This is a genomic window from Vibrio cincinnatiensis, from assembly GCF_022113815.1.
In the GTDB taxonomy this organism is placed as follows: domain Bacteria; phylum Pseudomonadota; class Gammaproteobacteria; order Enterobacterales; family Vibrionaceae; genus Vibrio; species Vibrio cincinnatiensis_A.
In genome coordinates this window covers 16,721-39,913 of the sequence record NZ_SGOM01000012.1, presented here as the reverse complement: position 1 = coordinate 39,913, position 23,193 = coordinate 16,721, and the positions used below count along the sequence as shown (strand labels likewise).

The following is a 23,193-nucleotide window of genomic DNA, read 5'->3' as shown; positions in this document are numbered from 1 at the left end:
GCTTTTCCTTTGAAAATCGACCAGAGTAAAAAAATCAAATTCCCGTCGCAACGGGAATCATGCACGCCTTACGCTTTGGTCTGTAGCATAAGATGTGATAAGGATTACCAACGGTAATTTGCACTTAATACCGCACTGCGTGATTGACCGTAGTAACACCAATAATCACAGGCAGACACATACTCTTTATCCAACACATTATTAATGTTGAGCTGCGCTTGCCACTGCGGAGTAATGTCATACGACACCATTACATCCCAAAGGGTAGCGCTCGGTACAGTGCGATCACTGCTTTTCGGATTATCTTTTGATTCACCGATATAGCGCACGCCGGAACCAAAATTCCATCCATCTAAGCCCATTGGTGCTGCATTGTAATCCAACCAAAGCGAAGCCATATGGCGAGGAATTAAACCTGCTTGTTTTTTCCCTTGCCCATTGGTTTCCTCCGTTTTCGCATCGGTGAAAGTATAGCTGGCGGTCATTTTTAGTTGCTTAGTCAGATAGCCAACACTTTCTAACTCAACACCATGTGACGTCACTTCCCCAGTTTGGGTTGCTTGAAAGGTTGCCGGATCCGTCACTAGCGCATTCTTTTGCTTAATATCGAACCAAGCTAAGTTCATATAGCCATTGAAAAAGGCAGGGGTATACTTTATCCCCAGTTCGGTCTGTTCACCTTCTAATGGTTTGTACAGCTTGCCGGTACTGGAGTCGATGGTGCTTAACACATCAAAAGATTGCGAGTAACTCACATAAGGGCTCAAGCCATTATCAGCCAGATACATCACTCCGGTACTGAATGACCATTGGTTATCATCACGGCTTTCATTCTCAGCTTGCTTGTGGCTTTCATTTTCGGTACTTACCCAATCATATCGCGCCCCAAGTGTAGCGACCCATTGTTGATCCAGTTTGAGCTGATACTGGCTATAACCACTGGCTTGGCGTTTCACAATGTCACGATCAACGGAGAGCGCCTCATCAATAGGATTATATTTGCCATAGACAGGATGAAACGGGTTGATATTACCAAAGTTATAATTGTCTTGCTCCATCCCTTTGGTTTTATGCTGCTGCACATCCAGCCCCATCAAGAGCGTATGTTCTAACCGTGTGGAGTACCACTTCGCTACCGCTTGATTATCTAAGCTAAAACTATGGGTACGCCCATCACGAAACACGATACCGCGAGGCACTTCAGATGCCGAGGGATCATCATTAGGAAAGGCATAAGAGCTACGGAGATAAAGTTCGTTGTAACCATAATTAAAGCGCTGCGATAACTTCCAAACCTCATCCAGCTCATGCTCTAACTGATAACCTACCGAGATCTGAGTGCGCTCATATTTATCGTAATCCGGTTCGCCTAAATTCGTTGCGGGATCAATATGCCCATGCTCGCTCCCTATTAAGGTTCCGGCTGCGGGAAAAAACGGGTTGGTGGGTACGCCTTTATCTTCCAAGATACTGGCTAATAAGGTTAACTGAGTTCGCTCTGAAAGATCCATCGTTAAACTGGGTGCCAAGTAGTAACGATGGTTCTCTGAGCCATTGAGCTCGCCATCGCTATTTTTCATCGCCCCCACTAACCGATAACGGACCGACCCTTGTTCATTCGCATAATCAGAAAAATCAAAGGCAATGCCTCGATGATTTTGATTACCGACTTCTAGCTTAATTTCACCTTGGGGAACCTCAGTGGGCTTTTTCTGCACCGCATTCACTACCCCGCCCGGAGGCGCTTCACCATACAAAATCGCCGTCGGACCTTTTAATACCTCAATTTGCTCTAGCCCGTAAGGCTCCAGCAACCAAGTATAATAACCATCCCGAAATAGGCGATGCCCATCAAGATAAGAGGCGGCATCAAACCCTCTGACTTTCAACCAATCGGTATCGTTATCTGCGCCATAAGGCTGAGCCATCACTCCGGCGGTATAACGCAGGGCTTCATCGAGTTTCTGGGGAGCGCGATATTGTAAATCTTCTTCCGTCACCACCGACACCGACTTAGGTGTTTCCTGAGCAGGGGTATCCACTTTTAAGGCAGAAGCACTGATCACCATAGTTTCTATCTCCGCAGCAGGTGCCTGCTCGTTCGCCAGTACCGAAGGGCTCATTCCTCCTAGATACGGGATCATCGTTAAACAAAGTGCATGACGAATAGACAAAATTAAGCGAGTTGGGCGAATGTCGACCATATTAGGAAAAACCTCTGCGGTAGTATTTGAGAACTATTTTAATTATCATTATTATTGTTTTGGTATTTTACTAATAATTCTCACAATTAAAAGAAGAAATGCGAACCACTCTTACTTTCATTAACCTAGGTCAACTTCTGCATGTTTCAATGGTTTGAAAATCTTACCAACGCGTTCCCTGAGCACGATCCCCAACAACCGCCTAAAACCCTATTTGGCTTTTGCCGTTATTACACTCGGGGGTTTGAAAAACCACTGCTGGTCATGTCTCTACTCAGTGCTTGCGTGGCGATCGCTGAAGTCACGTTGGTGCGCTATTTAGGGGAGTTGGTGGATATGCTCAGTCATAGTGACCGTACCCACTTCTGGGAAGATAACGGCACTTCCCTACTCACCATGGCGGCGCTGGTGTTAGTCATCATGCCGATTTTGGCGTTGGTTCACTCAAACTTGCTACACCAAACCATTATGGGTAACTACCCAATGTCGATCCGCTGGCGGGTACACCGCTACCTACTCAAACAAAGTGTCGGCTTCTTCCATCGAGATTTTGCGGGGCGCGTCGCCACCAAAGTGATGCAAAGTGCGCATTCCGTACGTGAGGTGGTGATGAAACTGGTGGATTTATCGGTCTATATCTCGGTTTACTTTATTTCGATGTTGGTCATGATCGCCAGTGCTGATCAAATATTGGTGCTCCCCATTGTGATTTGGCTCTACCTCTATATTCTGATTCAATGCTACTTTATCCCCCGTTTAAAACGCATTTCGACCGCGCAAGCGCATGCGCAGTCCACCATGACTGGTGGTATTGTCGATACCTATACCAATATCACGACCGTCAAATTATTTTCCCACTCTCAGCGAGAAACTGAGTATGCCCAACAAGGCATGAAAGGCTATCTCGCCACTGTATATCAACAGATGCGAACCTTAACCAGCCTACTGTACAGCGTTGATGTCCTGAACTATCTGTTGCTATTTTCTATTGCAGCACTCTCCATTCAACTCTGGTTAGCCGAATCCATCACTGTTGGCGTGATTGCGATTGGGATCAGCATTGCCCTGCGTTTACAAGGTATGTCGAAATGGATCATGTGGGAGATTCGCGGCATGTTTGAAAGTATTGGTATGGTCATCGATAGCATGAATACCATTGCCAATGAGGTAGACATTGAAGATGCCGCCAATGCACAGCCACTTACCGTGACCCAGGGCGATATTCGTTTTCATCAGGTCTCTTTTCGCTATAACGAGCAGAAACCTGTATTTAACGCCCTAAACCTGCATATTAAAGCGGGTGAAAAAGTGGGCATTGTTGGCCGTTCTGGATCCGGAAAATCAACCTTAGTGAATCTCCTGCTCCGCTTTTACGATATTCAATCTGGTAAGATAGAGATAGATGGGCAAGCCATCGACCAAGTCACGCAACAGTCACTACGACAGCAAATCGGTATGATCACTCAAGATACCTCACTGCTGCACCGCTCGATTCGTGACAATATTCTCTACGGCAACCCAGATGCCAATGAACAAGCGCTGATGGATGCCAGCCACCAAGCAGAAGCCTATGACTTTATTGATCTTCTACAAGATGAGAGCGGGAATAGTGGCTACGATGTACAAGTGGGTGAGCGCGGGGTGAAACTCTCCGGAGGGCAACGTCAGCGTATTGCGATTGCTCGGGTCTTGCTCAAGAATGCGCCCATTTTAATTATGGATGAAGCGACATCGGCTCTCGATTCCGAAGTGGAAGCTGCGATTCAAGACAATCTACAACGGCTGATGGAAGGTAAAACCGTCATTGCGATTGCACACCGCCTTTCTACCATTGCGGCCATGGACCGTTTAATCGTAATGGATCAGGGAGAGATCATTGAGCAAGGCTCACACCAAGAACTGCTCGCCCGTCATGGTCTTTATGCTCAGTTGTGGGATCATCAAACTGGTGGATTCATTGGGGAAACCACCGAACCATAACTCTCATTTGCAACGAACCGATATTGAGGTGAAATGACCTTTTTGCCAAATCACCAAGAGCGGACTTATCGCACCCGATTAGCCAAAAGCTGAGCGATAAAGTCCAGCTCTTCACGGCTTTGCCCTTCACTCATGGCTTCAATCCATACACTGGTGCTGTAATGTTCCGCTCGTAGCAACAGATGGCAACCTTCAAAATCGATCAGCCAGCTATGCATATCGGCATCCAACTGTTTTTCGATCACCGTCGCCGAAAGTAACCGGAGTAGACGCTCGGCTAGCTCAGGAAAAGCGTCAAAATCCCATGGTGGAATACGTAAAATAATGCGCCCTTGCGAGGCTAAATATTCACTTAAGCCAAACTCAGCCATGTCCGGTCAAATGCTCCTGAATCGCATCTAAGAATGGGTCGGCATATTTTTCCAGTTTGCGTTGTCCGACCCCATTGACTGCCAGCATCTCTCCATAAGAGGTGGGTAAAATGTCCGCCATATCAATTAAGGTGGCGTCACTAAAGACCACGTAAGGCGGTAAGCCTTCCTCATCAGCAATGGATTTACGTAACTTACGCAATTTCGCAAACAGTTTTTTATCGTAGTTCTTGCTCGATAGTTTATCGGCTTTTACGGTCCGAGCGGCCGTATCTAAACGGGGCACCGCCAGCTCTATCGCTTTATCACCACGTAATACCGGACGCGCTTCTTCCGTCAACTGTAAAGTCGAGTTGCGAGTGATGTTTTGGTGCAGTAACCCTTTGTGAATCAACTGCCGAAAGATACTAACCCAGTAATCATGGCTATGATCGCGCCCTAAGCCGTAAGTGGAGAGCTTGTCATGGCCATTTTCACGAATACGGATATTTTGCATCCCACGCAGCACTTCCACCACATAACCAATGCCAAAACTTTGGTTAACTCGATACACACAAGAGAGCGCTTTGCGCGCCTGTTCGGTTGCATCAAAATGCTTAGGCGGATCAAGGCAAATATCACAGTTACCACACGGCTTATCACGGTATTCGCCAAAATAGTTGAGCAGCACTTGGCGACGACAGGTTTGCGCTTCGGCAAAATGGCTCATAGCGGTCAGCTTATGGCTTTCGACTTGTTTTTGTGGCCCCTCTTCTTTTTCATCCAGCATACGTCGCAGCCAGATAATATCAGCGGGGTCATACAGCATCATCGCCTCGGCAGGCAAACCATCGCGCCCGGCTCGTCCGGTTTCCTGATAATAAGATTCAATATTGCGCGGAATATCAAAATGCACCACAAAACGGACATTGGGTTTATTAATACCCATCCCAAAGGCAACCGTTGCCACCACGATCTGAATATCATCTCGCTGAAACGCTTCTTGAACATAAGCGCGTTCATCGGCTTCCATTCCTGCATGGTAGCTGGCGGCACGAATACGGTTGTTGCACAATTTTTCCGTCAACATCTCCACTTTTTTACGGCTACCACAGTAGATAATCCCGCATAACCCTTTTTGGGTTTCCAAATAACGAATCACTTGCGACACGGGTTTATGCTTTTCGACCAATGAGTAACGGATATTGGGGCGATCAAAGCTACCTAGATAAATATGCGGCTCATTGAGTTGCAGGCGGTGCAAGATGTCGCCGCGAGTGGCATCGTCGGCGGTGGCGGTCAAAGCCATAAACGGAATATGAGGGAACTGCTGTTTAAGCTGACCTAATGCGGCATATTCGCGGCGAAAATCATGCCCCCATTGTGAAATGCAGTGCGCTTCATCCACTGCAATCATAGCGATTGGCAGATGGTTGAGCCGTTCGATAAATTCGGAGGTGAGAACCCGTTCCGGTGACACATACAAAAGTTTAAGGTGGCCCGCATGCATACGTTGATAAATACTTTGTAGCGCTTCTCGACTCAGGGTTGAATTCACACATTCAGCCGCCACACCGTTTGCTTTAAGTTGGTCAACCTGATCTTTCATCAGCGAAATCAGCGGAGAAATCACCACAGTAACGCCGTCGCGGATAAGGGCTGGAATTTGATAACAGAGCGATTTGCCCCCACCTGTTGGCATGATCACCAAGCTGTCTTGACCAGCCACCGCCGCCTCAATCACCTCTTGTTGGCCGACTCGAAAAGTCTGATAGCCAAAAACCTCACGCAATACATGCTGCGGGTGCAAGGCGAAATCCGATTGTTCAGCGAGTAAAGTGGCGGTCATGCTGGCTCTTTATTATGAGTGGGGAGACTGATACTTCAGCATCAGAACAGATCGGCTATTGTAGTGCCCTTTGTCGGTGAATAAAACCGCAAAATGTTCGAGGAATCCGATTTACACGCTATACTGGCGGCCTATTCGCAATATTCATGGTTGCGTACTCAACGAGATGTAAAGCATGACACCGGAACAACAACAAGAAGCCAAGAAAGGCATTATATTCGCCATCTGTGCCTATACCATATGGGGTATTGCCCCGATTTATTTCAAACAGCTTAGTCAGGTCTCCCCACTTGAAATTCTCAGCCACCGAATCATTTGGTCCTTTTTTTTACTGGCTGGGCTGTTGCACTTTGGCCGCCAATGGAAAGCCGTAATCAATGTTTTTCAGTCAAAAAGTAAGCTGTTCTATCTGCTACTGACCTCTCTATTGATCGGGGGAAACTGGCTGATTTTTATCTGGGCAATTAACTCCAACCATATGCTGGATGCCAGCTTAGGCTATTACATCAACCCCCTTCTGAACGTCTTTCTCGGGATGCTGTTTTTAGGTGAGCGACTACGTAAATTGCAGTGGTTTGCCGTACTGTTAGCCGCCATTGGAGTGGGGATTCAGTTAATCTTATTTGGTTCTATTCCCATTGTCGCTTTAGCGCTCGCCTCCACCTTTGGTATCTATGGCTTACTGCGTAAAAAAGTGGGCGTCGGCGCACAAAGTGGTTTATTTATTGAGACGTTAGTGTTACTACCCGTGGCTACTTTGTATCTGTTTTTTCTGGCAGATTCGTCCACCAGCTCACTGACAAGCAATGACTGGCACCTGAATCTCTTGCTGGTCAGTGCGGGCATTATCACCACACTCCCTTTGCTCTGTTTTACTGGGGCAGCCACTCGGCTAAAATTATCCACGCTCGGCTTTTTCCAATATATTGGGCCAAGCTTTATGTTTCTATTGGCCGTGTTGGTGTATGGCGAAGCTTTCTCTAGTGATAAAGCCGTGACCTTTCTATTTATTTGGGGAGCATTGTTGGTATTTAGCTTTGATGCCGCCGTCTATAACCGTAGACGTCGCAATCGCTGATCATTTTTTACAAGACAAGCGTTTTTCCAGCCGCTAACTTAGTAAGATGATGTTTATTCCACCACTGATTTCACATGGACAAAGTTCACTATTATTCAACACCGCACCAAGCGATAAGCTTGATTGAAGCAGACTATAAAAAGTTTGCTTTTCGGCGTCATTACCATTTGGATTTCCACATTGGACTCATCACCGGTGGGCAACAAAAGTTTGCTCACCGTGGAGATCAGCATTTGGTTGGACCGGGAGAAGTGGTCATTATGCCTCCGGATGAATTACATGATGGTCGGTCGTTGTTAGATTCCGGTTATCAAGTGAGAGTTTTTTCCGTTACACCCGAGTGGTTTAGTGAATATTTTGAGCTTTCTTCGCCAGAAAACATCATCCGCTTTAAGCATCTGATTGTGAGTGATAGCGCCATCTTTTCACAATTAGATCACTTCCACAAAGCGTTGACTCAGCCCCACTTAAGCCAACTGGCGAAAGATTGCTTACCTTATGAAGGCTTTAACTCACTACTTTCCCGCTATGGTGTCCATAAACCACAGCCCATTATTCCTTTAGGTAAACAGACCATCGGGACATTGAAAGCGTTTTTACTCGCTCATTTAGATCAGCCAATACGGTTAGAGCAACTCGCGCAACTTTGTCAATTAAGCCCAACACAGTTTCAACGACATTTTAAAGCACAAATGGGCATCACCCCTTATGCCTGGTTTTCTCGGCTACGCTTAGAGCAAGCCATGAAACTCTTGCAACGTGGTGTGTGTGGTACTGACGTTGCTCTGCAAGTTGGATTTTACGATCAAGCTCATTTTACCAAAGCATTTAAACTCACCTATGGCGTATCCCCCTCAGCGATTAACTAACATGTCAAAAATTTACAATCGTCTGGCCCATTCTTCTGGCAGGCTATTGCAAATGATTCATCACAAGACTTAACCATGAACGAAATCAGCCTACTACTTACGCTTGCTAGCGTCCATTTCATCGCCTTAATGAGTCCGGGGCCGGATGTCGCATTAGTGATCCAAAACGCGACACGGTACGGACGAAAAACCGGTCTATTTATCGCACTTGGACTATCGTGTGGTATTTTTCTTCATTCACTCTTGAGCTTGACGGGCATCAGCTACTTAGTGCATCAGCACCCCGTTTTGTTTGCGATTTTACAGCTCGCAGGAGGGGGTTATTTACTTTATCTCGGCCTTCATGCCTTACGACACACGGTACAACATTGGCAAACAACCACTGACCAAACCTCTTCACGTCCTGTTTTGCTGCTCAGTAACAAACGTCAGGCTTTTTCGCGGGGTTTTATCACCAATATTTTAAACCCGAAAGCCTTAGTCTTTTTCATTAGCTTGATGTCGACCCTAGTACCAACTGAGATGTCGCTACAAGGAAAAGGATTCGCTTTAATTATTCTATGGGGATTATCGCTGCTATGGTTCGCATCACTGGCTTGGATGCTTTCAACAGAAAGCTTGCAACGTCGATTGCAGCAAGCCCATCGTTATATTGACGCGCTCTGTGGCATAATTTTTAGCTTAATTGGCTCAATCATTCTATGCCAAGCACTGTTTAGCGTGCTGACATAGCGTTTAAGCCTACGAAGCTATTTTTTAACAGCAGTAAATCGCCCTGAGCTCTTGTAAGAGATCTCGCACAAATAAGTAAGTAAATCTCGCTTTCCTTACTGACAAAAACCGAAGAAAACAATTTAACTTATTGATAAGTAAGAAATATAGACAAAAGACATCAAAGTATGGATAAAATCATCAATTTCCTACTCTTGTGAGGTTCAGACAAATCCGTAATATGGAGGGTGTCGGAAGGATGCTGACAGGGAAAAGGAATCACTAAGGATAGTGAGCTTCAGGATGAAGGCGCGATTGTTGAGGATAAACAATCGGCAAGGATAGCATCAAGGACATTGAACGGACTCGATCGTTACTAGGATGGTAGCGACAACGGAATGACAATGGACCCCTCTGGATGAGGCAAGGACTAAACATCAGGATGATGTCAAGGACACTGCTCAGGGAACAAGTAATGTGCGCTAACAGGATGGTTAGCAGATCAGGATGATCGAGGACACCGCTAGGAAGGCGATGAACGGATTACGCTGAAGGAATAGCACACTATCAAGGAATAGATGCAGGGAGCACCTATTTAGTAGCTGGATTGCTGCGAGTAAGACCATAACCCCGCAGGGCTTTGCCCGCGGGGTTTTCTTTTGCTATCGAGCTAAAACTTGACCGTTCAGTATCAGCGATACACCGAAGTATCGCTGAAAGCGACTACACTTTTTCTAATTTGGCATAAGCAGTCACTAACCACTTAATGCCTTCACCATTAAACGCAACTTGAACTCGGCTCTGCGGGCCACTACCTTCAAAGTTGATAATGGTACCTTCACCAAATTTTGGATGGCGCACCCGAGACCCGAGACTAAAGCCCGTTTCATTAAAATTGTCTTTCACTGCAGTAGCACTAAAGCGTCCACTGCTTGCCGGACGGCTTACCTGCGCTTTCATTCGCACTTCATCCAAACATTGCTCAGGCAATTCTCGGATAAAACGCGAGGGTTTATGGTATTTATCCTGCCCGTATAAACGACGAATTTCTGCATAAGTCATGTAGAGCTTTTGCATTGCACGGGTCATGCCTACGTAGCACAAACGGCGTTCTTCTTCTAAACTCCCCGCTTCTTCAACCGACATCTGGCTCGGGAACATGCCCTCTTCAACCCCTACCATAAAGACCAGAGGGAATTCTAAGCCTTTCGCACTGTGCAAGGTCATCAATTGCACCGCATCATCAAACTCATCCGCTTGCCCTTCCCCTGCTTCTAATGCGGCATGGGTTAAGAAAGCGGTTAATAGACTCATTTCTTCCGCTTCTTCCGGTTTTTCAAACTGACGCGTCGCGGTAACGAGTTCTTCTAAGTTTTCAATTCTGGCTTTGGATTTTTCACCTTTTTCTTGCTCATACATGGCGTACAGGCCTGAGGTTTTAATCACATGGTCAGTTTGTACATGGAGCGGCATTTCCGCACTGTCATCTTCCAATGCATTAATCAGTTCGACAAAGCGGCCCAAAGCTCCCGCTGCACGCCCCGTCAGTACTTGTTCATTGAGTAGAGCAAGCGAGGCTTCCCATAACGTGCAGCCCCGATCCCGCGCGGCAAAGCGCACCGTTTCCAAGGTTTTATCACCTAAACCACGGGTGGGGGTATTGATCACTCGCTCAAATGCCGAATCATCATTTCGGTTCGCCATTAAGCGTAAATAACTGAGTGCATCTTTGATCTCTTGCCGTTCGAAGAAGCGCATTCCACCATAAATACGATAAGGTAATCCTGCTTGCAGCAACGCTTCTTCCAACACCCGTGATTGGGCGTTATTGCGGTAAAGCATCGCACAATCATTCAGCACCCCGCCTTTATCCTGCCACTCTTTGATTTTGCTCACCACAAACCGCGCTTCATCCAAGTCGTTATACGCTGAGTAGACAGAAATCGGTTCACCTTCACTGCCATCGGTCCATAACTCTTTGCCCATACGTTCGGTGTTATTGGCGATTAATGCGTTGGACGCTTGCAAAATGGTTTTGGTGGAGCGGTAATTTTGCTCAAGGCGAATGGTATTCACACTCGGAAATTCCAGCGTGAATTTTTCGATATTCTCAATTTTTGCTCCGCGCCAACCATAAATGGATTGATCATCATCCCCAACGATCATGACGTGACAGTCAGGGCCCGCCATCATCCGTAACCATGCATACTGAATGTTGTTGGTGTCTTGAAACTCATCCACCAGAATATGCTTAAAACGCGCTTGGTAATGCTCACGAATATGCTGTTTATCACGCAGCAGTTCATGGGCTCTGAGTAATATTTCCGCAAAATCAATCAACCCCGCCCGATCACACGCATCTTGGTACGCGGTATAGAGCTGTAAATAGGTTTGGGTAACGGGATCTCGATAAGCGTCAATATGGCGGGGGCGCAGCCCTTCATCTTTTTTGCCGTTAATCCACCAGCACACTTGCTTGGCGGGCCACTGCTTTTCATCCAAATTCTGTGCTTTAATCAAGCGGCGCAACAAACGCTGTTGATCTTCTGAGTCGAGGATTTGAAAATCTTCCGGTAGCTTAGCATCGAGGTAGTGAGCGCGGAGAATGCGGTGACAAATGCCATGAAAAGTACCCGTCCACATGCCGGATGCGCTACCCATCATCAGTTCTTCAATTCGCCCGCGCATTTCAGCGGCGGCTTTATTGGTAAAAGTCACTGCCATAATGGAAAAAGGGGAAGAGCGCTCCACCGACATTAACCAGGCGATACGATGGACCAGTACCCGTGTTTTACCACTTCCCGCCCCCGCGAGAATAAGCAGATTTTCAAGTGGCGCGGCGACCGCTTCACGCTGTTTATCATTGAGGCCGTCGAGTAAAAGAGAAGGATCCATCATGGCTAGGCTACTGGTTATTTATACATATTTTGCACGATTATACTCTTAAACGAAGGGATAACCAAATGACAAGAAAGGGGAGTACTATGACTCCCCTTGCAAGGTATTTCCGCGTGAATTATGCGGCAATTCCGGCGTGACGCAACATGGCATCAATTTGTGGTTCACGACCACGGAAGCGTTTAAACAGTTCCATCGGTTCCTCACTGCCGCCCATTTCTAGGATGTGATTTAAAAAGTTCCGCCCAGTTTCCGCATTAAAAATACCTTCTTCTTCAAAACGAGAGAAAGCATCAGCAGATAACACCTCTGCCCATAAATAGCTGTAATATCCTGCGCTATAACCGCCAGCAAAAATATGACTAAAGCTGTGGGAGAAGCGGTTCCACTCTAGGCTCGGCAATACGGACACTTTCTTTTTCACTTCCGCTAATGTTTCTAACACTTTCGGACCAACTTCAGGGTCATACGTGGTATGCAGAGTAAAATCGAACAAGCCGAATTCTAACTGACGCAAAATAAACATTGCAGATTGGAAGTTTTTCGCTGCCAGCATTTTATCTAACATCGCTTTAGGTAGCGGTTCGCCTGTTTGATAGTGACCCGAGATAAAGGCCAGCGCCTCTTCTTCCCAACACCAGTTTTCTAAGAACTGGCTAGGCAGTTCCACCGCATCCCATGGCACGCCATTAATCCCCGAAACCGCGCCCACATCGACTTGCGTCAACATATGGTGAATACCATGCCCAAATTCATGGAATAGCGTCACCACTTCATCATGAGTAAACAGGGCAGGTTTATCCCCTACTGGGCGGTTAAAGTTACAGGTGAGATAAGCCACGGGAGTTTGCAGCTCACCATTGAGGGTGATACGGCGACCTCGACAATCATCCATCCATGCACCACCACGTTTATGCTCACGAGCGTATAAATCGAGATAAAAACTGCCCCGCAAACGATCTTGACCATCAAAAATATCAAAAAAGCGCACAGACGGATGCCAAGTATCCACGCCATCACGCTCTTGCACACGCATGCCAAATACGCGCTGCAACACTTCAAACAGGCCGCTGACAACTTTAGCTTCAGGGAAATAAGGACGCAGCTCTTCATCAGAAATATCAAACAGATGCTGTTTTTGTTTCTCGCTGTAATAAGCGATGTCCCACAACTCAAGCTCAGTTACGCCATACTCTTGCTCGGCAAACTGACGCAGTTCTTCCACTTCACGCTCCCCTTGCGGCTTAGCTTTGCTCGCTAAGTCATTGAGGAAACTGAGCACTTGATCCGGCGTTTCTGCCATTTTGGTGGCCAGCGATTTTTCACTGTAAGTGCTAAAACCCAGCATATGAGCGATTTCATGCCGCAGCTTGAGCTTCTCAGCGATGATTTCACTGTTGTCCCATTTCCCTGCGTTCGGGCCGCGGTCAGAAGCTCGAGTCACATAAGCTTCATACAACTCTTTACGCAATGCTTGGTTCTCACAATACGTCATGACCGGGAGATAAGACGGCATATCCAAGGTTAAGAGATACCCATCAAGCCCTTTTGCCTGTGCGGCCGCTTGCGCCGCCGCTAACGCCGACTCAGGCATACCCGCCAATGGCTCTGCATCAGCAATATGTTTCGTCCAGCCCATGGTCGCATCCAATACATTATTGGAAAACTTAGAGCTAAGTTCTGACATACGTTTACTGATCTCACCGTAGCGTTTTTGCTCAGCGGCAGGCAGACCAATACCGGATAGCTCAAAATCACGTAGCCCATCATTAATGGTTTTTTGCTGCGCGCGGCTCAGCTGACTGAACTCTGGGCTGGCTTTGATCGCTTTATAAGCTTCAAATAGCCCTTTGTGTTGTCCAACCCAAGTTCCATATTCTGACAGCAGTGGCAGGCAACTTTCATACGCGTCACGCAGTTCATCACTGTTGAGCACTGAGTTCATATGGCTGATTGGCGACCAAAGACGGCTTAAACGATCATCCACTTCTTCAATTGGAGCGATCACACTCTCCCAAGTGGGTTGGCGATTCTCTTGCAGCACCTGTTCAATTTGAGTGCGGCAATCTTCAATCGCTTTCTCAACCGCAGGCTTTACATGCTCGGGGTTAATGGCAGAAAACGGAGGTAAATCCGTAAAGGTGAGAAGTGGATTAGACATAAAACATTCCTTTTGGGTTAAGACATGTGCCTAGATATTTTGCAGCGATGAAATAGTAAATATAGGTAGGTTCAGCAAATTTCAATAGTGGCGTATAATCAGTCAATACTTTTGATTCACAACCAACGCTCAATTTGAGTGTTTTGAGGGCTTATTTTGCTAAGTTATCGTCACAGCTTTCATGCTGGCAACCATGCAGATGTATTAAAACATATTGTGCAAAGCCTTATCCTCAATGCCTTGCAACAAAAAGACAAGCCTTTTGTCTACCATGATACCCACTCTGGAGTTGGCCGTTATGACCTGACCCACGAATGGTCTGAAAAAACCGGCGAATATAAGCAAGGGATTGCGCGCATTTGGCAACAAAATGTAACGCCTAGCGCTATCGATAGCTATTTAGCGGCCATCAAAGCACTCAATAATGGCAACACGCTACGCTATTATCCGGGTTCTCCGCGAGTGGCTCGGACACACCTCCGTCCACAAGATCGCATGGTATTGACCGAACTACACCCAAGTGACTATCCACTGCTTGAGCAAGAATTTCAGCGTGATCGTCAAGTTGCCATCTATAAAGAAGATGGTTTCACCCGCTTAAAAGCTAGCCTCCCGCCGAAAGAGCGCCGAGGTTTAGTGCTGATCGACCCACCATATGAACTGGCGAAAGAGTATCGAGATGTGGTGCAAGCCATTGCTCAAAGCTATAAACGCTGGTCTACCGGCATTTATGCGATTTGGTATCCCGTGGTTAATCGCTGTGATATTGATGACATGTTAGAAGGCTTAGCCAACCTTGGTATCCGTAAAATTTTGCAAATTGAATTGGGCGTCGCTCCAGATACCAATGAACGTGGCATGACGGCCTCTGGAATGATAGTGATTAATCCGCCATGGAAGTTGGAAAGTGAAATGCAAGAAATACTGCCGTTTCTCAAACAGGCCATCGCCCCCGTAACGGGACATTTTAAAGTCGAATGGGTTGTTCCAGAATAAACTGACCCAATCTATTCAAGAAGCACTCAAAAAGAATAATGGAGAAAGTAATGACCACACATTTTGATTATCTCTGTATCGGTGGCGGTAGTGGCGGTATCGCCTCAGCAAACCGTGCCGCCATGTACGGAGCCAAAGTCGCTCTGATTGAAGCCAAGGATCTCGGTGGTACTTGTGTTAACGTCGGTTGTGTGCCGAAAAAAGTCATGTGGCACGGCGCGCAAGTCGCAGAAGCATTGCATCTTTACGCCAAAGATTACGGCTTTGATGTCGATGTAAAAGGCTTAGACTGGTCAACACTGATCAAAAATCGCCAAGCATACATTGGTCGAATTCACCAATCCTATGACCGTGTATTAGGTAACAACAAGGTAAACGTTATCCGTGGTTTTGCTCGTTTTGTTGATGAAAAAACCGTCGAAGTGAATGGCAAACAATACAGCGCGGATCATATTTTAGTTGCCGTGGGTGGTCGCCCGAGCATTCCTACTATTCCTGGTGCCGAGTATGGTATCGACTCAAACGGTTTCTTTGAATTAACGGAACAACCTAAACGTGTAGCCGTCGTCGGTGCTGGTTATATTGCTGTCGAGATTGCAGGCGTACTACATGCATTAGGAACCGAAACCCACCTTTTTGTACGAAAAGAGTCCCCTCTGCGCAGCTTTGACCCGATGATCATCGATACCTTAACCGAAGTGATGAAAAACGAAGGCCCAACCCTGCATACGCATTCCATTCCGAAAGAAGTGGTGAAAGAAGCCGATGGCAGCCTCACGCTTCATTTAGAAAATGGTTATAGCCAAAATGTCGATACACTCATTTGGGCCATTGGTCGCCACCCCGCAACGGATGAAATTAACCTAGCGGTAACCGGTGTTGAAACCACAGAACGAGGTTACATCAAGGTTGATCAATACCAAAATACCAACGTACCGGGCATTTACTGCGTGGGCGATATTATGCAGGGCGGCATTGAGCTCACTCCGGTGGCGGTCAAAGCGGGGAGACAACTCTCTGAGCGCTTGTTTAATAACAAACCAGAAGCGAAAATGGATTACGATTTAGTCCCTACCGTTGTCTTTAGTCACCCGCCGATTGGCACCATCGGTTTAAGTGAACCCGATGCCATTGCTAAATATGGCGCAGAACAGGTCAAAGTCTATACCTCCAGCTTTACGGCCATGTACACCGCCGTCACCTCTCATCGCCAGCCTTGTAAAATGAAACTGGTATGTGCAGGCCCAGAAGAAACCGTCGTGGGTTTACACGGTATTGGTTATACCGTCGATGAAATGATCCAAGGTTTTGCCGTGGCAATGAAAATGGGCGCAACTAAAGCTGATTTCGATTCTGTCGTCGCCATCCACCCAACCGGCAGTGAGGAATTTGTTACCATGCGCTGAGGCGTAAAAATATAAACTTACGCCTCGTCACGTTTTCGTGTCGGGGCGTTTTTTTTGGTACACAGTTCGGCTTTGATGACGACTATTATTTATTCAATTTGCCGCCCAATAAATCACATTCTATTAATTATCCATTCGTGCAGTAAAAATTACTTGTCCATCTGTACAATAAATGACAGAGTTCTATCGTAGTTTTATCATGACGACTCTTAACCCTAATTAGTAGGGTGATCCGAGGATGTCGCCATGCCTTGCATTAACAAGCATTTTATAAAAAACACTAGAATCGGTGAATCTAAGGGATAGTGAAGCTGTCTACCTGAAAAAGTGACTGGATTTAATACGCTCTAGTGATAAAGGAGATAAAAATTATGGGCGAAGGTAAAGCCTTTTCTAAACGCTGGCTGATGAGCATCATGGCCACCGTTGCGCTTGCAGGATGTCAACCAGAAGCTAGCCCACAAGCGACGAATAATGCAGCGCCTCCACCGGTTGCCGTGGATGTGGTTAAAGTCATGACGCAATCGGTAGAAGTGACCAGTACCTTACCGGGCCGCACCAGCGCTTACCGAATTGCGGAAGTACGCCCTCAAGTCAGCGGAATTGTCACCAAACGTCTGTTTGTTGAAGGTACTCAGGTTGAACAAGGGGATATTTTGTTCGCGCTCGATCCCGCGACGTATCAAGCCACACTCGCCAGCGCCAAAGCCAACTTGGCTAAAGCAGAAGCAACGTTGTCTCAAACCGAATATCAAGCTAAACGCTATCGTGAATTAGTGGCGAAGAAATCGGTCAGCCAGCAGGACTATGAAGATGCGCAAGCAAGCTATAAAGAAGCGTTAGCTTCTGTTGCCGCCGCCAAAGCCAATGTACATTCAGCACAAATCAACCTAGATTACACGCAGATTAAAGCACCGATTTCAGGTCGAATCGGCCGAACCTTAATTACGGAAGGGGCTCTTGTTACCGCCAACCAAACCAATGTGCTCGCGACCATTCAGCAATTGGATCCTCTTTATGTTGACCTTTCTCAGCCAAGTACGGAGCTGCTGAAATTACGCCAATCAGCGGGAGTAGACACCCAAGAACTAAGCGGTATTCAACTATTTTTAGACGATGGAACCCCCATTGAACAGCAAGCTACATTGCAGTTCGCGGAAGTGTCTGTCAATGAAAACACCGGCACCGTCAATGTCCGGGCGACGGTTGATAACCCAAATCAGTTCTTACTTCCCGGCTTATACGTTCGGGCCGCCGTGCCAACGGAGCGCCGTGCCAACGGTATCTTAATTGCTCAGGCTGCGGTGAGCCGTAATGCTCGAGGAGAAGCTTCCGTATTTATCGTTAACGAACAAAATCAGGTCGAGAAACGTACCATCACAACCAGCCGTACCATCGGCAACCAATGGTTAGTTGACTCTGGCTTGCAAGCTGGCGAGTTAGTGATCGTCAAAGGTCTGCAAAAAATCCAGCCAGGAAGCACAGTGACCACCAATGTCCTCAACGATGTTAAGGAACAATAAGACATGGCACGATTTTTTATAGATCGCCCTATTTTTGCATGGGTGATCGCCATCATCATCATGCTGGCGGGGGTATTGTCCATCATGACACTGCCCGTTTCGCAGTATCCAGATATCGCACCACCTGCGGTTTCGATTTCTGGGGCTTACCCTGGCGCATCAGCAAAAACCGTCGAAAATAGCGTCACTCAGACCATTGAACAAAACATGAACGGTATTGATAACTTACTGTACATGTCTGCCACCAGTGACTCTGCTGGTAATTTTAATATCACCTTGACGTTTGAATCCGGGACCGATCCCGATATCGCTCAAGTTCAGGTACAAAATAAACTGTCTCTGGCAGAAGCGACCCTACCCACCGAAGTCACCCAGCAGGGGATTACCGTTGCGAAATCCTCCACCTCTTTTTTGATGGTGGCGGCTTTTATTTCGACTGACGGTAGCATGGATAACACCGAAATTGCTGACTTCATGGTTTCGCAAGTCAAAGATCCTCTTAGCCGTGTTCATGGAGTGGGTGAGGCTCAAGTGTTTGGCTCGCAACACGCGATGCGAATCTGGCTAGATCCCAACAAACTCAATAATTACCAACTGACACCCGCTCAAATCAAAAGTGCCATCAGCACTCAAAATACTCAGGTATCGGTTGGTCAACTTGGAGCAAGTCCTTCAGTAGAAGGACAACAACTGAACGCCACGATTACCGCACAAAGCCGTTTTACCACAGTCGAAGAATTCCAAAATATCTTACTCAAAGTGGATACCGATGGCGCACAGATTCGTCTGAAAGACGTGGCACGAATTGAGTTAGGTGCCGAAAGTTACGATGCGGTTGCACTGTACAACGGGAAATATTCATCCGGCATCGCCATCAAGCTTGCCACGGGCGCTAATGCGCTGGAAACCGCGAATGCCGTGAAAGCACGCTTAGCTGAGTTAGAGCCGACTTTCCCAGACAATATTGAGGTGGTTTATCCTTACGATACCACACCATTTGTAAAAATTTCGATCGAGGAGGTTGTGCATACTCTGGTGGAAGCCATTGTACTGGTCTTCCTTGTGATGTACTTATTCTTGCAAAATTTCCGTGCCACACTGATTCCAACCATCGCGGTACCAGTCGTGTTATTAGGTACCTTCGGGGTTATGGCCGCTTTTGGATTCTCGATTAACACGCTCACCATGTTTGGTTTGGTTCTTGCCATTGGCCTACTGGTGGATGACGCCATTGTCGTGGTGGAGAACGTTGAGCGGGTCATGAGTGAAGAGGGGCTATCACCTCGGGAAGCAACGCGTAAATCCATGGGACAAATCACTGGTGCGCTCGTAGGTATAGCAATGGTTCTGAGTGCTGTATTTATTCCGATGGCTTTCTTTGGTGGTGCTGCTGGGGCGATTTACCGCCAGTTCTCATTAACCATTGTCTCCTCCATGGTGTTATCTGTACTGGTCGCAATGATTCTAACTCCCGCCTTGTGTGCCACCATGTTAAAGCCGATAAAAAAAGGGGAAGATCACCATGTTCGCCGTGGCCCTCTGGTTTGGTTCAACCAATGGTTTGATCGAGGAACACACGGTTATAAAAATGTGGTGGATCGCGGCGTGAACCGCCAGTTCCGCTACTTGTTGGTGTATGGGGTTATTGTCGGCATTCTTGCGACACTTTGGGTTCGCCTTCCAACCTCCTTTGTACCAGAAGAAGATCAAGGTATTTTCCTCTCCATTGTGCAATTGCCTGTAGGAGCGACTCAAGAGCAAACGCTGGAAGTGATGGACAAACTACGCCACCACTTTCTAGACAATGAGAAAGATGCCGTGGAATCCGTCTTTACGGTTGCAGGTTTTAGTTTTGCCGGTCAAGGACAGAATATGGGAATGGCCTTTATCCGCTTGAAAGATTGGGATGAACGAAAAGATCCTGCTTTATCGGTCGATGCGGTTGTTGGGCGTTCTTATCCAGCTTTTGCCTCAATTAAAGAAGCGCAAATTTTCTCCTTCAACGTCCCCGCTATTCAGGGGCTTGGTAGTGCCAGTGGTTTTGATGCCTATTTGACAGATACCACTAATATGGGTCACGACAAATTGATCGACGCTCGCAACCAACTACTGGGAATGGCAGCCAGCAACCCAAACCTAACCTCTGTTCGCCCAAACGGGATGGAGGATACACCACAGTTTCGCATCAATATTGACTATGAAAAAGCCATGGCAATGGGGGTTTCTGTTTCAGATATTAACTCCACACTGTCAACAGCGCTAGGCTCTAGTTATGTCAATGACTTTATTGATAACGGACGGGTGAAAAAAGTGTATGTACAAGCGGATGCACCATACCGAATGAACCCTGATGATCTGAGTTTATGGCATGTCAGCAATGCCGAAGGAAATATGGTACCTTTTGATGCCTTTGCTACCACAGAATGGTCATATGGTTCACCGCGTCTTGAACGCTTCAATGGTGTTCCAGCTCTCAATATCCAAGGTTCTGCGGCACCGGGAAAAAGTACGGGAGATGCCATGCAAGCCATTCAGGATATCGTTGACCAGCTACCACAAGGTATTGGGTTGGAATGGACAGGCTCTTCTTATCAAGAGATTGAATCTGGCTCACAAGCCCCTCTTCTCTATGCGTTGTCGATTTTGATCGTGTTCTTGAGTCTGGCGGCGTTATATGAGAGCTGGAGCGTTCCCTTCTCGATTATTCTCGTGGTTCCTCTTGGGGTATTCGGTGCGATTGCCGCGGCAACCGTCAAATCCTTGTCCAACGATATTTATTTCCAAGTCGGCCTACTGACAACGATTGGGTTATCCGCGAAAAATGCGATATTGATTGTCGAATTCGCTAAAGACCTCTATGACGAAGGTATGGACTTACTGAAAGCAACGGTCGAAGCCTGCCGTATGCGCTTGCGCCCCATCATGATGACATCATTCGCCTTTATTCTTGGGGTCTTACCTTTGGCACTAAGTACCGGGGCGGGAGCTGCGAGTCGTAACGCGATTGGCTGGGGGGTCGTGGGCGGGATGCTCGCTGCCACTATTCTAGCGATCTTCTTTGTTCCGGTATTCTTTGTGATGGTGATGCGTCTTTTCCGCACCCAAAGACATAAAATCCCTAAAGATGCTTAGTCCATGAATGGCGCTCGATTAAAATACAGCCCGAACCAGCATGGTTCGGGCTTTTTCATTATCCTTTATTTCACACACAACACGCTCAGCAGAGAATTTCCTTTAAGGTTGGTCATTTTCCCACTGGTAAATAACCCTTTATTATTTGTCCCCCAATAAGGCAAATACATGGGCCATTGCTCTTTCTCCATGACTTTTGAACGGAGCAATTGTTGCCATTCATCCTCGGTTACCAAACGCATATTCAGGCTCTCACACATCGCTTTAGCGCCACGATAGTTCAAACGATTCCAAGCCTGATTATGCTCCATATAAAACTGCACCGCCTGTGACGAGGTATAGGGAATGGCGTAAGTTAATCCATTTAAAGAAGTTTGGTGCCGAATCACAATCTTGCCATTTTGGGGCTTACTGAGTGGCGCACTTTTCACCGGCTTGGGTTTTGTCTCCGATTTGACCTTTTCTACTGTCGCGGACGAGCGTGGTTTGGACTTCGGTTTGGTTTGAGTGCCTGGGGGCTGAGATTCCGCACTTTTTCCAACTTCACGAAGAAATGCTTCTTGATATCCAGCAAGGGTACGTACTCCCGTCAGTTCTTTACGGGCTTGAGCATAATCATTATAAGGCCCAATTAAACAACGGGTCCCGTTGCCTTCTGATTTCATCCACACATCGGTCGATATTTTTGTGTAGAGTGCTTTCGCCTGTTCCACCGATAAGGGAGACGTTAATAAGCCACACTGAATCCAGAATTTGGAATGTTGCCCTTTAGGCAAAGCCTTTCCCCACAACCCTTGCCCCAGTGGACAGGACGGTTCTAGAACCGGGAGTTGATCACTGGCCGCTTGTGTCGCGTCACAGAGAAAATCCTGAGCAAGCACGGGGAATGAGAAGAGAGAAACCGCGCAGCAGAACAAGCTTAATAGCATTCGATGGGTGATTTTAGACATTTCGACCACTTTTATATCCATAGTTATCCCTACTATAGTGACAGCGTAAATGGCTTCAGGTGCGAAAATAGATGCAAAAAAAGAGCCGTAATTACTTACGACTCTCAGTTTAGGAGGCTTATCACTATAAAATCAACCGACTCGTCTTACCCTTTATAAATTTTGGGGTTAAACACATCCCGTAACCAGTCCCCCAGTAAGTTAATGACCAAAACTAAGCTGATCAATACCACACCAGGAAAGACCGTTATCCACCAAGCACCGGAGAAGATATATTTAAAACCGATACTAATGAGTGCGCCTAACGAGGGTTGATCAACGGGTAAACCTAACCCGAGGAAAGAAAGTGCCGCTTCAGACATAATGGCATTGGCAATTTGTACCGTTGAGATAACCAAAATGGGTGACAGGCAATTAGGTAAAATATGCCTAAACATGATACGTAACGATTTAAACCCCATCACTCGTGCGGCTTCGACATACTCTTTCTTCTTCTCAGCCAATACCGACGCTCGAATGGTTCGAGCATACTGAGGCCATTCGGCGATGCCAATAATGACCACCAACATCACCACTGCATATTGACTATAAAACTCACCACCAAAACTGGCTTTAAAGATAGCCGAGACAATAATTGCGACCATCATGGTAGAGAAAGAGAGCTGAATATCGGCAAAACGCATCAAGAAGCTATCAATCCGGCCGCCAAAGTACCCTGCCGACAGTCCGATCACAATCCCAAGAAGCAGTTGCAGCCCCACCGCCAAAAAACCAATGGTCAAAGACAACCGAGAGCCATACAAAATCGTCGATAGAATGTCTCGCCCTTGTTCATCCGTCCCTAACAGGAAGCGTTCATCACTGCCTTCTAACCAAACCGGAGGCAATTCTGAGTCCATAATGTCAATGGAAGCCAAATCGTAAGGGTTGGTTGGAGCCAATAACGGAGCGGTTAATGCCATTGCCAAAAACAGCATAAAGCAGGCAAAACTGATCATCGCCACTTTATCGCGTAGAAAGTAATACAGAAAATCCGATTGTTTAAAACGTTGCCAAAGTGAAGGCGTACTTGTTGTCGAAGTCATG

General features: G+C 46.8%; 15 protein-coding genes. 8 read left to right on the top strand and 7 right to left on the bottom strand.

The window, feature by feature from the left end; all coding sequences use genetic code 11:
* Positions 1-104: 104 nt before the first annotated feature.
* Positions 105-2,204 (bottom strand): TonB-dependent siderophore receptor, encoded by a 2,100-nt coding sequence (locus EXA13_RS13975; RefSeq protein ID WP_238133729.1) that lies wholly within the window; start codon positions 2,202-2,204, stop codon positions 105-107.
* Positions 2,205-2,345: 141 nt separating this feature from the next.
* Between EXA13_RS13975 and EXA13_RS13970 the strand changes: the two genes are divergently transcribed.
* On the top strand, positions 2,346-4,184 hold the full coding sequence (locus EXA13_RS13970; protein WP_238133728.1) for an ABC transporter ATP-binding protein: 1,839 nt from the start codon (positions 2,346-2,348) through the stop codon (positions 4,182-4,184).
* A gap of 65 nt (positions 4,185-4,249) precedes the next feature.
* Here EXA13_RS13970 and EXA13_RS13965 read toward each other — a convergent pair whose 3' ends face one another.
* Positions 4,250-4,555, bottom strand: a complete 306-nt coding sequence (locus tag EXA13_RS13965; RefSeq protein ID WP_238133727.1) for a DUF3630 family protein — start codon at positions 4,553-4,555, stop codon at positions 4,250-4,252.
* Positions 4,548-6,383, bottom strand: a complete 1,836-nt coding sequence (gene recQ / locus EXA13_RS13960; protein WP_238133726.1) for an ATP-dependent DNA helicase RecQ — start codon at positions 6,381-6,383, stop codon at positions 4,548-4,550. The genes EXA13_RS13965 and recQ overlap by 8 nt, the downstream gene beginning before the upstream one ends.
* A 175-nt stretch (positions 6,384-6,558) precedes the next feature.
* Between recQ and rarD the strand changes: the two genes are divergently transcribed.
* From rarD to EXA13_RS13945, 3 genes are all read left to right on the top strand, one after another.
* Entirely contained in the window at positions 6,559-7,461 is a 903-nt protein-coding gene (rarD, locus tag EXA13_RS13955) for an EamA family transporter RarD (protein WP_238133725.1), read from the top strand.
* Positions 7,462-7,535: 74 nt separating this feature from the next.
* Positions 7,536-8,330 carry an AraC family transcriptional regulator gene (locus tag EXA13_RS13950; protein WP_238133724.1) on the top strand — a complete coding sequence of 265 codons (795 nt, stop codon included), beginning with the start codon at positions 7,536-7,538 and terminating at the stop codon, positions 8,328-8,330.
* Positions 8,331-8,405: 75 nt separating this feature from the next.
* On the top strand, positions 8,406-9,062 hold the full coding sequence (locus EXA13_RS13945) for a LysE family translocator (RefSeq protein WP_238133723.1): 657 nt from the start codon (positions 8,406-8,408) through the stop codon (positions 9,060-9,062).
* Between the two features lie 702 nt (positions 9,063-9,764).
* On the opposite strand, the gene uvrD is transcribed toward EXA13_RS13945, so the two are convergent.
* Together uvrD and prlC are read right to left on the bottom strand one after the other, a co-directional pair.
* The gene (gene uvrD / locus EXA13_RS13940; RefSeq protein WP_238133722.1) at positions 9,765-11,939 is read right to left on the bottom strand and encodes a DNA helicase II; all 2,175 of its coding nucleotides are present in this window, start codon (positions 11,937-11,939) and stop codon (positions 9,765-9,767) included.
* Positions 11,940-12,057: 118 nt separating this feature from the next.
* Positions 12,058-14,100, bottom strand: a complete 2,043-nt coding sequence (gene prlC, locus EXA13_RS13935) for an oligopeptidase A (RefSeq protein ID WP_238133721.1) — start codon at positions 14,098-14,100, stop codon at positions 12,058-12,060.
* Between the two features lie 156 nt (positions 14,101-14,256).
* Between prlC and EXA13_RS13930 the strand changes: the two genes are divergently transcribed.
* The 4 genes from EXA13_RS13930 to EXA13_RS13915 all read left to right on the top strand — a co-directional run bounded on the left by EXA13_RS13930 (position 14,257) and on the right by EXA13_RS13915 (position 21,157).
* Positions 14,257-15,096: a 23S rRNA (adenine(2030)-N(6))-methyltransferase RlmJ gene (locus tag EXA13_RS13930; protein ID WP_238133720.1), complete on the top strand. Its 840-nt coding sequence runs from the start codon at positions 14,257-14,259 to the stop codon at positions 15,094-15,096.
* A 50-nt stretch (positions 15,097-15,146) separates the two neighbouring features.
* On the top strand, positions 15,147-16,502 hold the full coding sequence (gorA, locus tag EXA13_RS13925) for a glutathione-disulfide reductase (RefSeq protein ID WP_238133719.1): 1,356 nt from the start codon (positions 15,147-15,149) through the stop codon (positions 16,500-16,502).
* A gap of 371 nt (positions 16,503-16,873) precedes the next feature.
* On the top strand, positions 16,874-18,025 hold the full coding sequence (locus EXA13_RS13920; RefSeq protein ID WP_238118465.1) for an efflux RND transporter periplasmic adaptor subunit: 1,152 nt from the start codon (positions 16,874-16,876) through the stop codon (positions 18,023-18,025).
* Between the two features lie 3 nt (positions 18,026-18,028).
* The gene (locus EXA13_RS13915) at positions 18,029-21,157 is read left to right on the top strand and encodes an efflux RND transporter permease subunit (RefSeq protein WP_238133718.1); all 3,129 of its coding nucleotides are present in this window, start codon (positions 18,029-18,031) and stop codon (positions 21,155-21,157) included.
* Positions 21,158-21,222: 65 nt separating this feature from the next.
* Here the strand turns inward: EXA13_RS13915 and EXA13_RS13910 are convergent, their stop codons facing one another.
* Positions 21,223-22,128 (bottom strand): SPOR domain-containing protein, encoded by a 906-nt coding sequence (locus EXA13_RS13910; RefSeq protein WP_238133717.1) that lies wholly within the window; start codon positions 22,126-22,128, stop codon positions 21,223-21,225.
* 125 nt (positions 22,129-22,253) lie between these two features.
* Positions 22,254-23,192: an ABC transporter permease gene (locus tag EXA13_RS13905; RefSeq protein WP_238133716.1), complete on the bottom strand. Its 939-nt coding sequence runs from the start codon at positions 23,190-23,192 to the stop codon at positions 22,254-22,256.
* Position 23,193 lies beyond the last annotated feature (1 nt).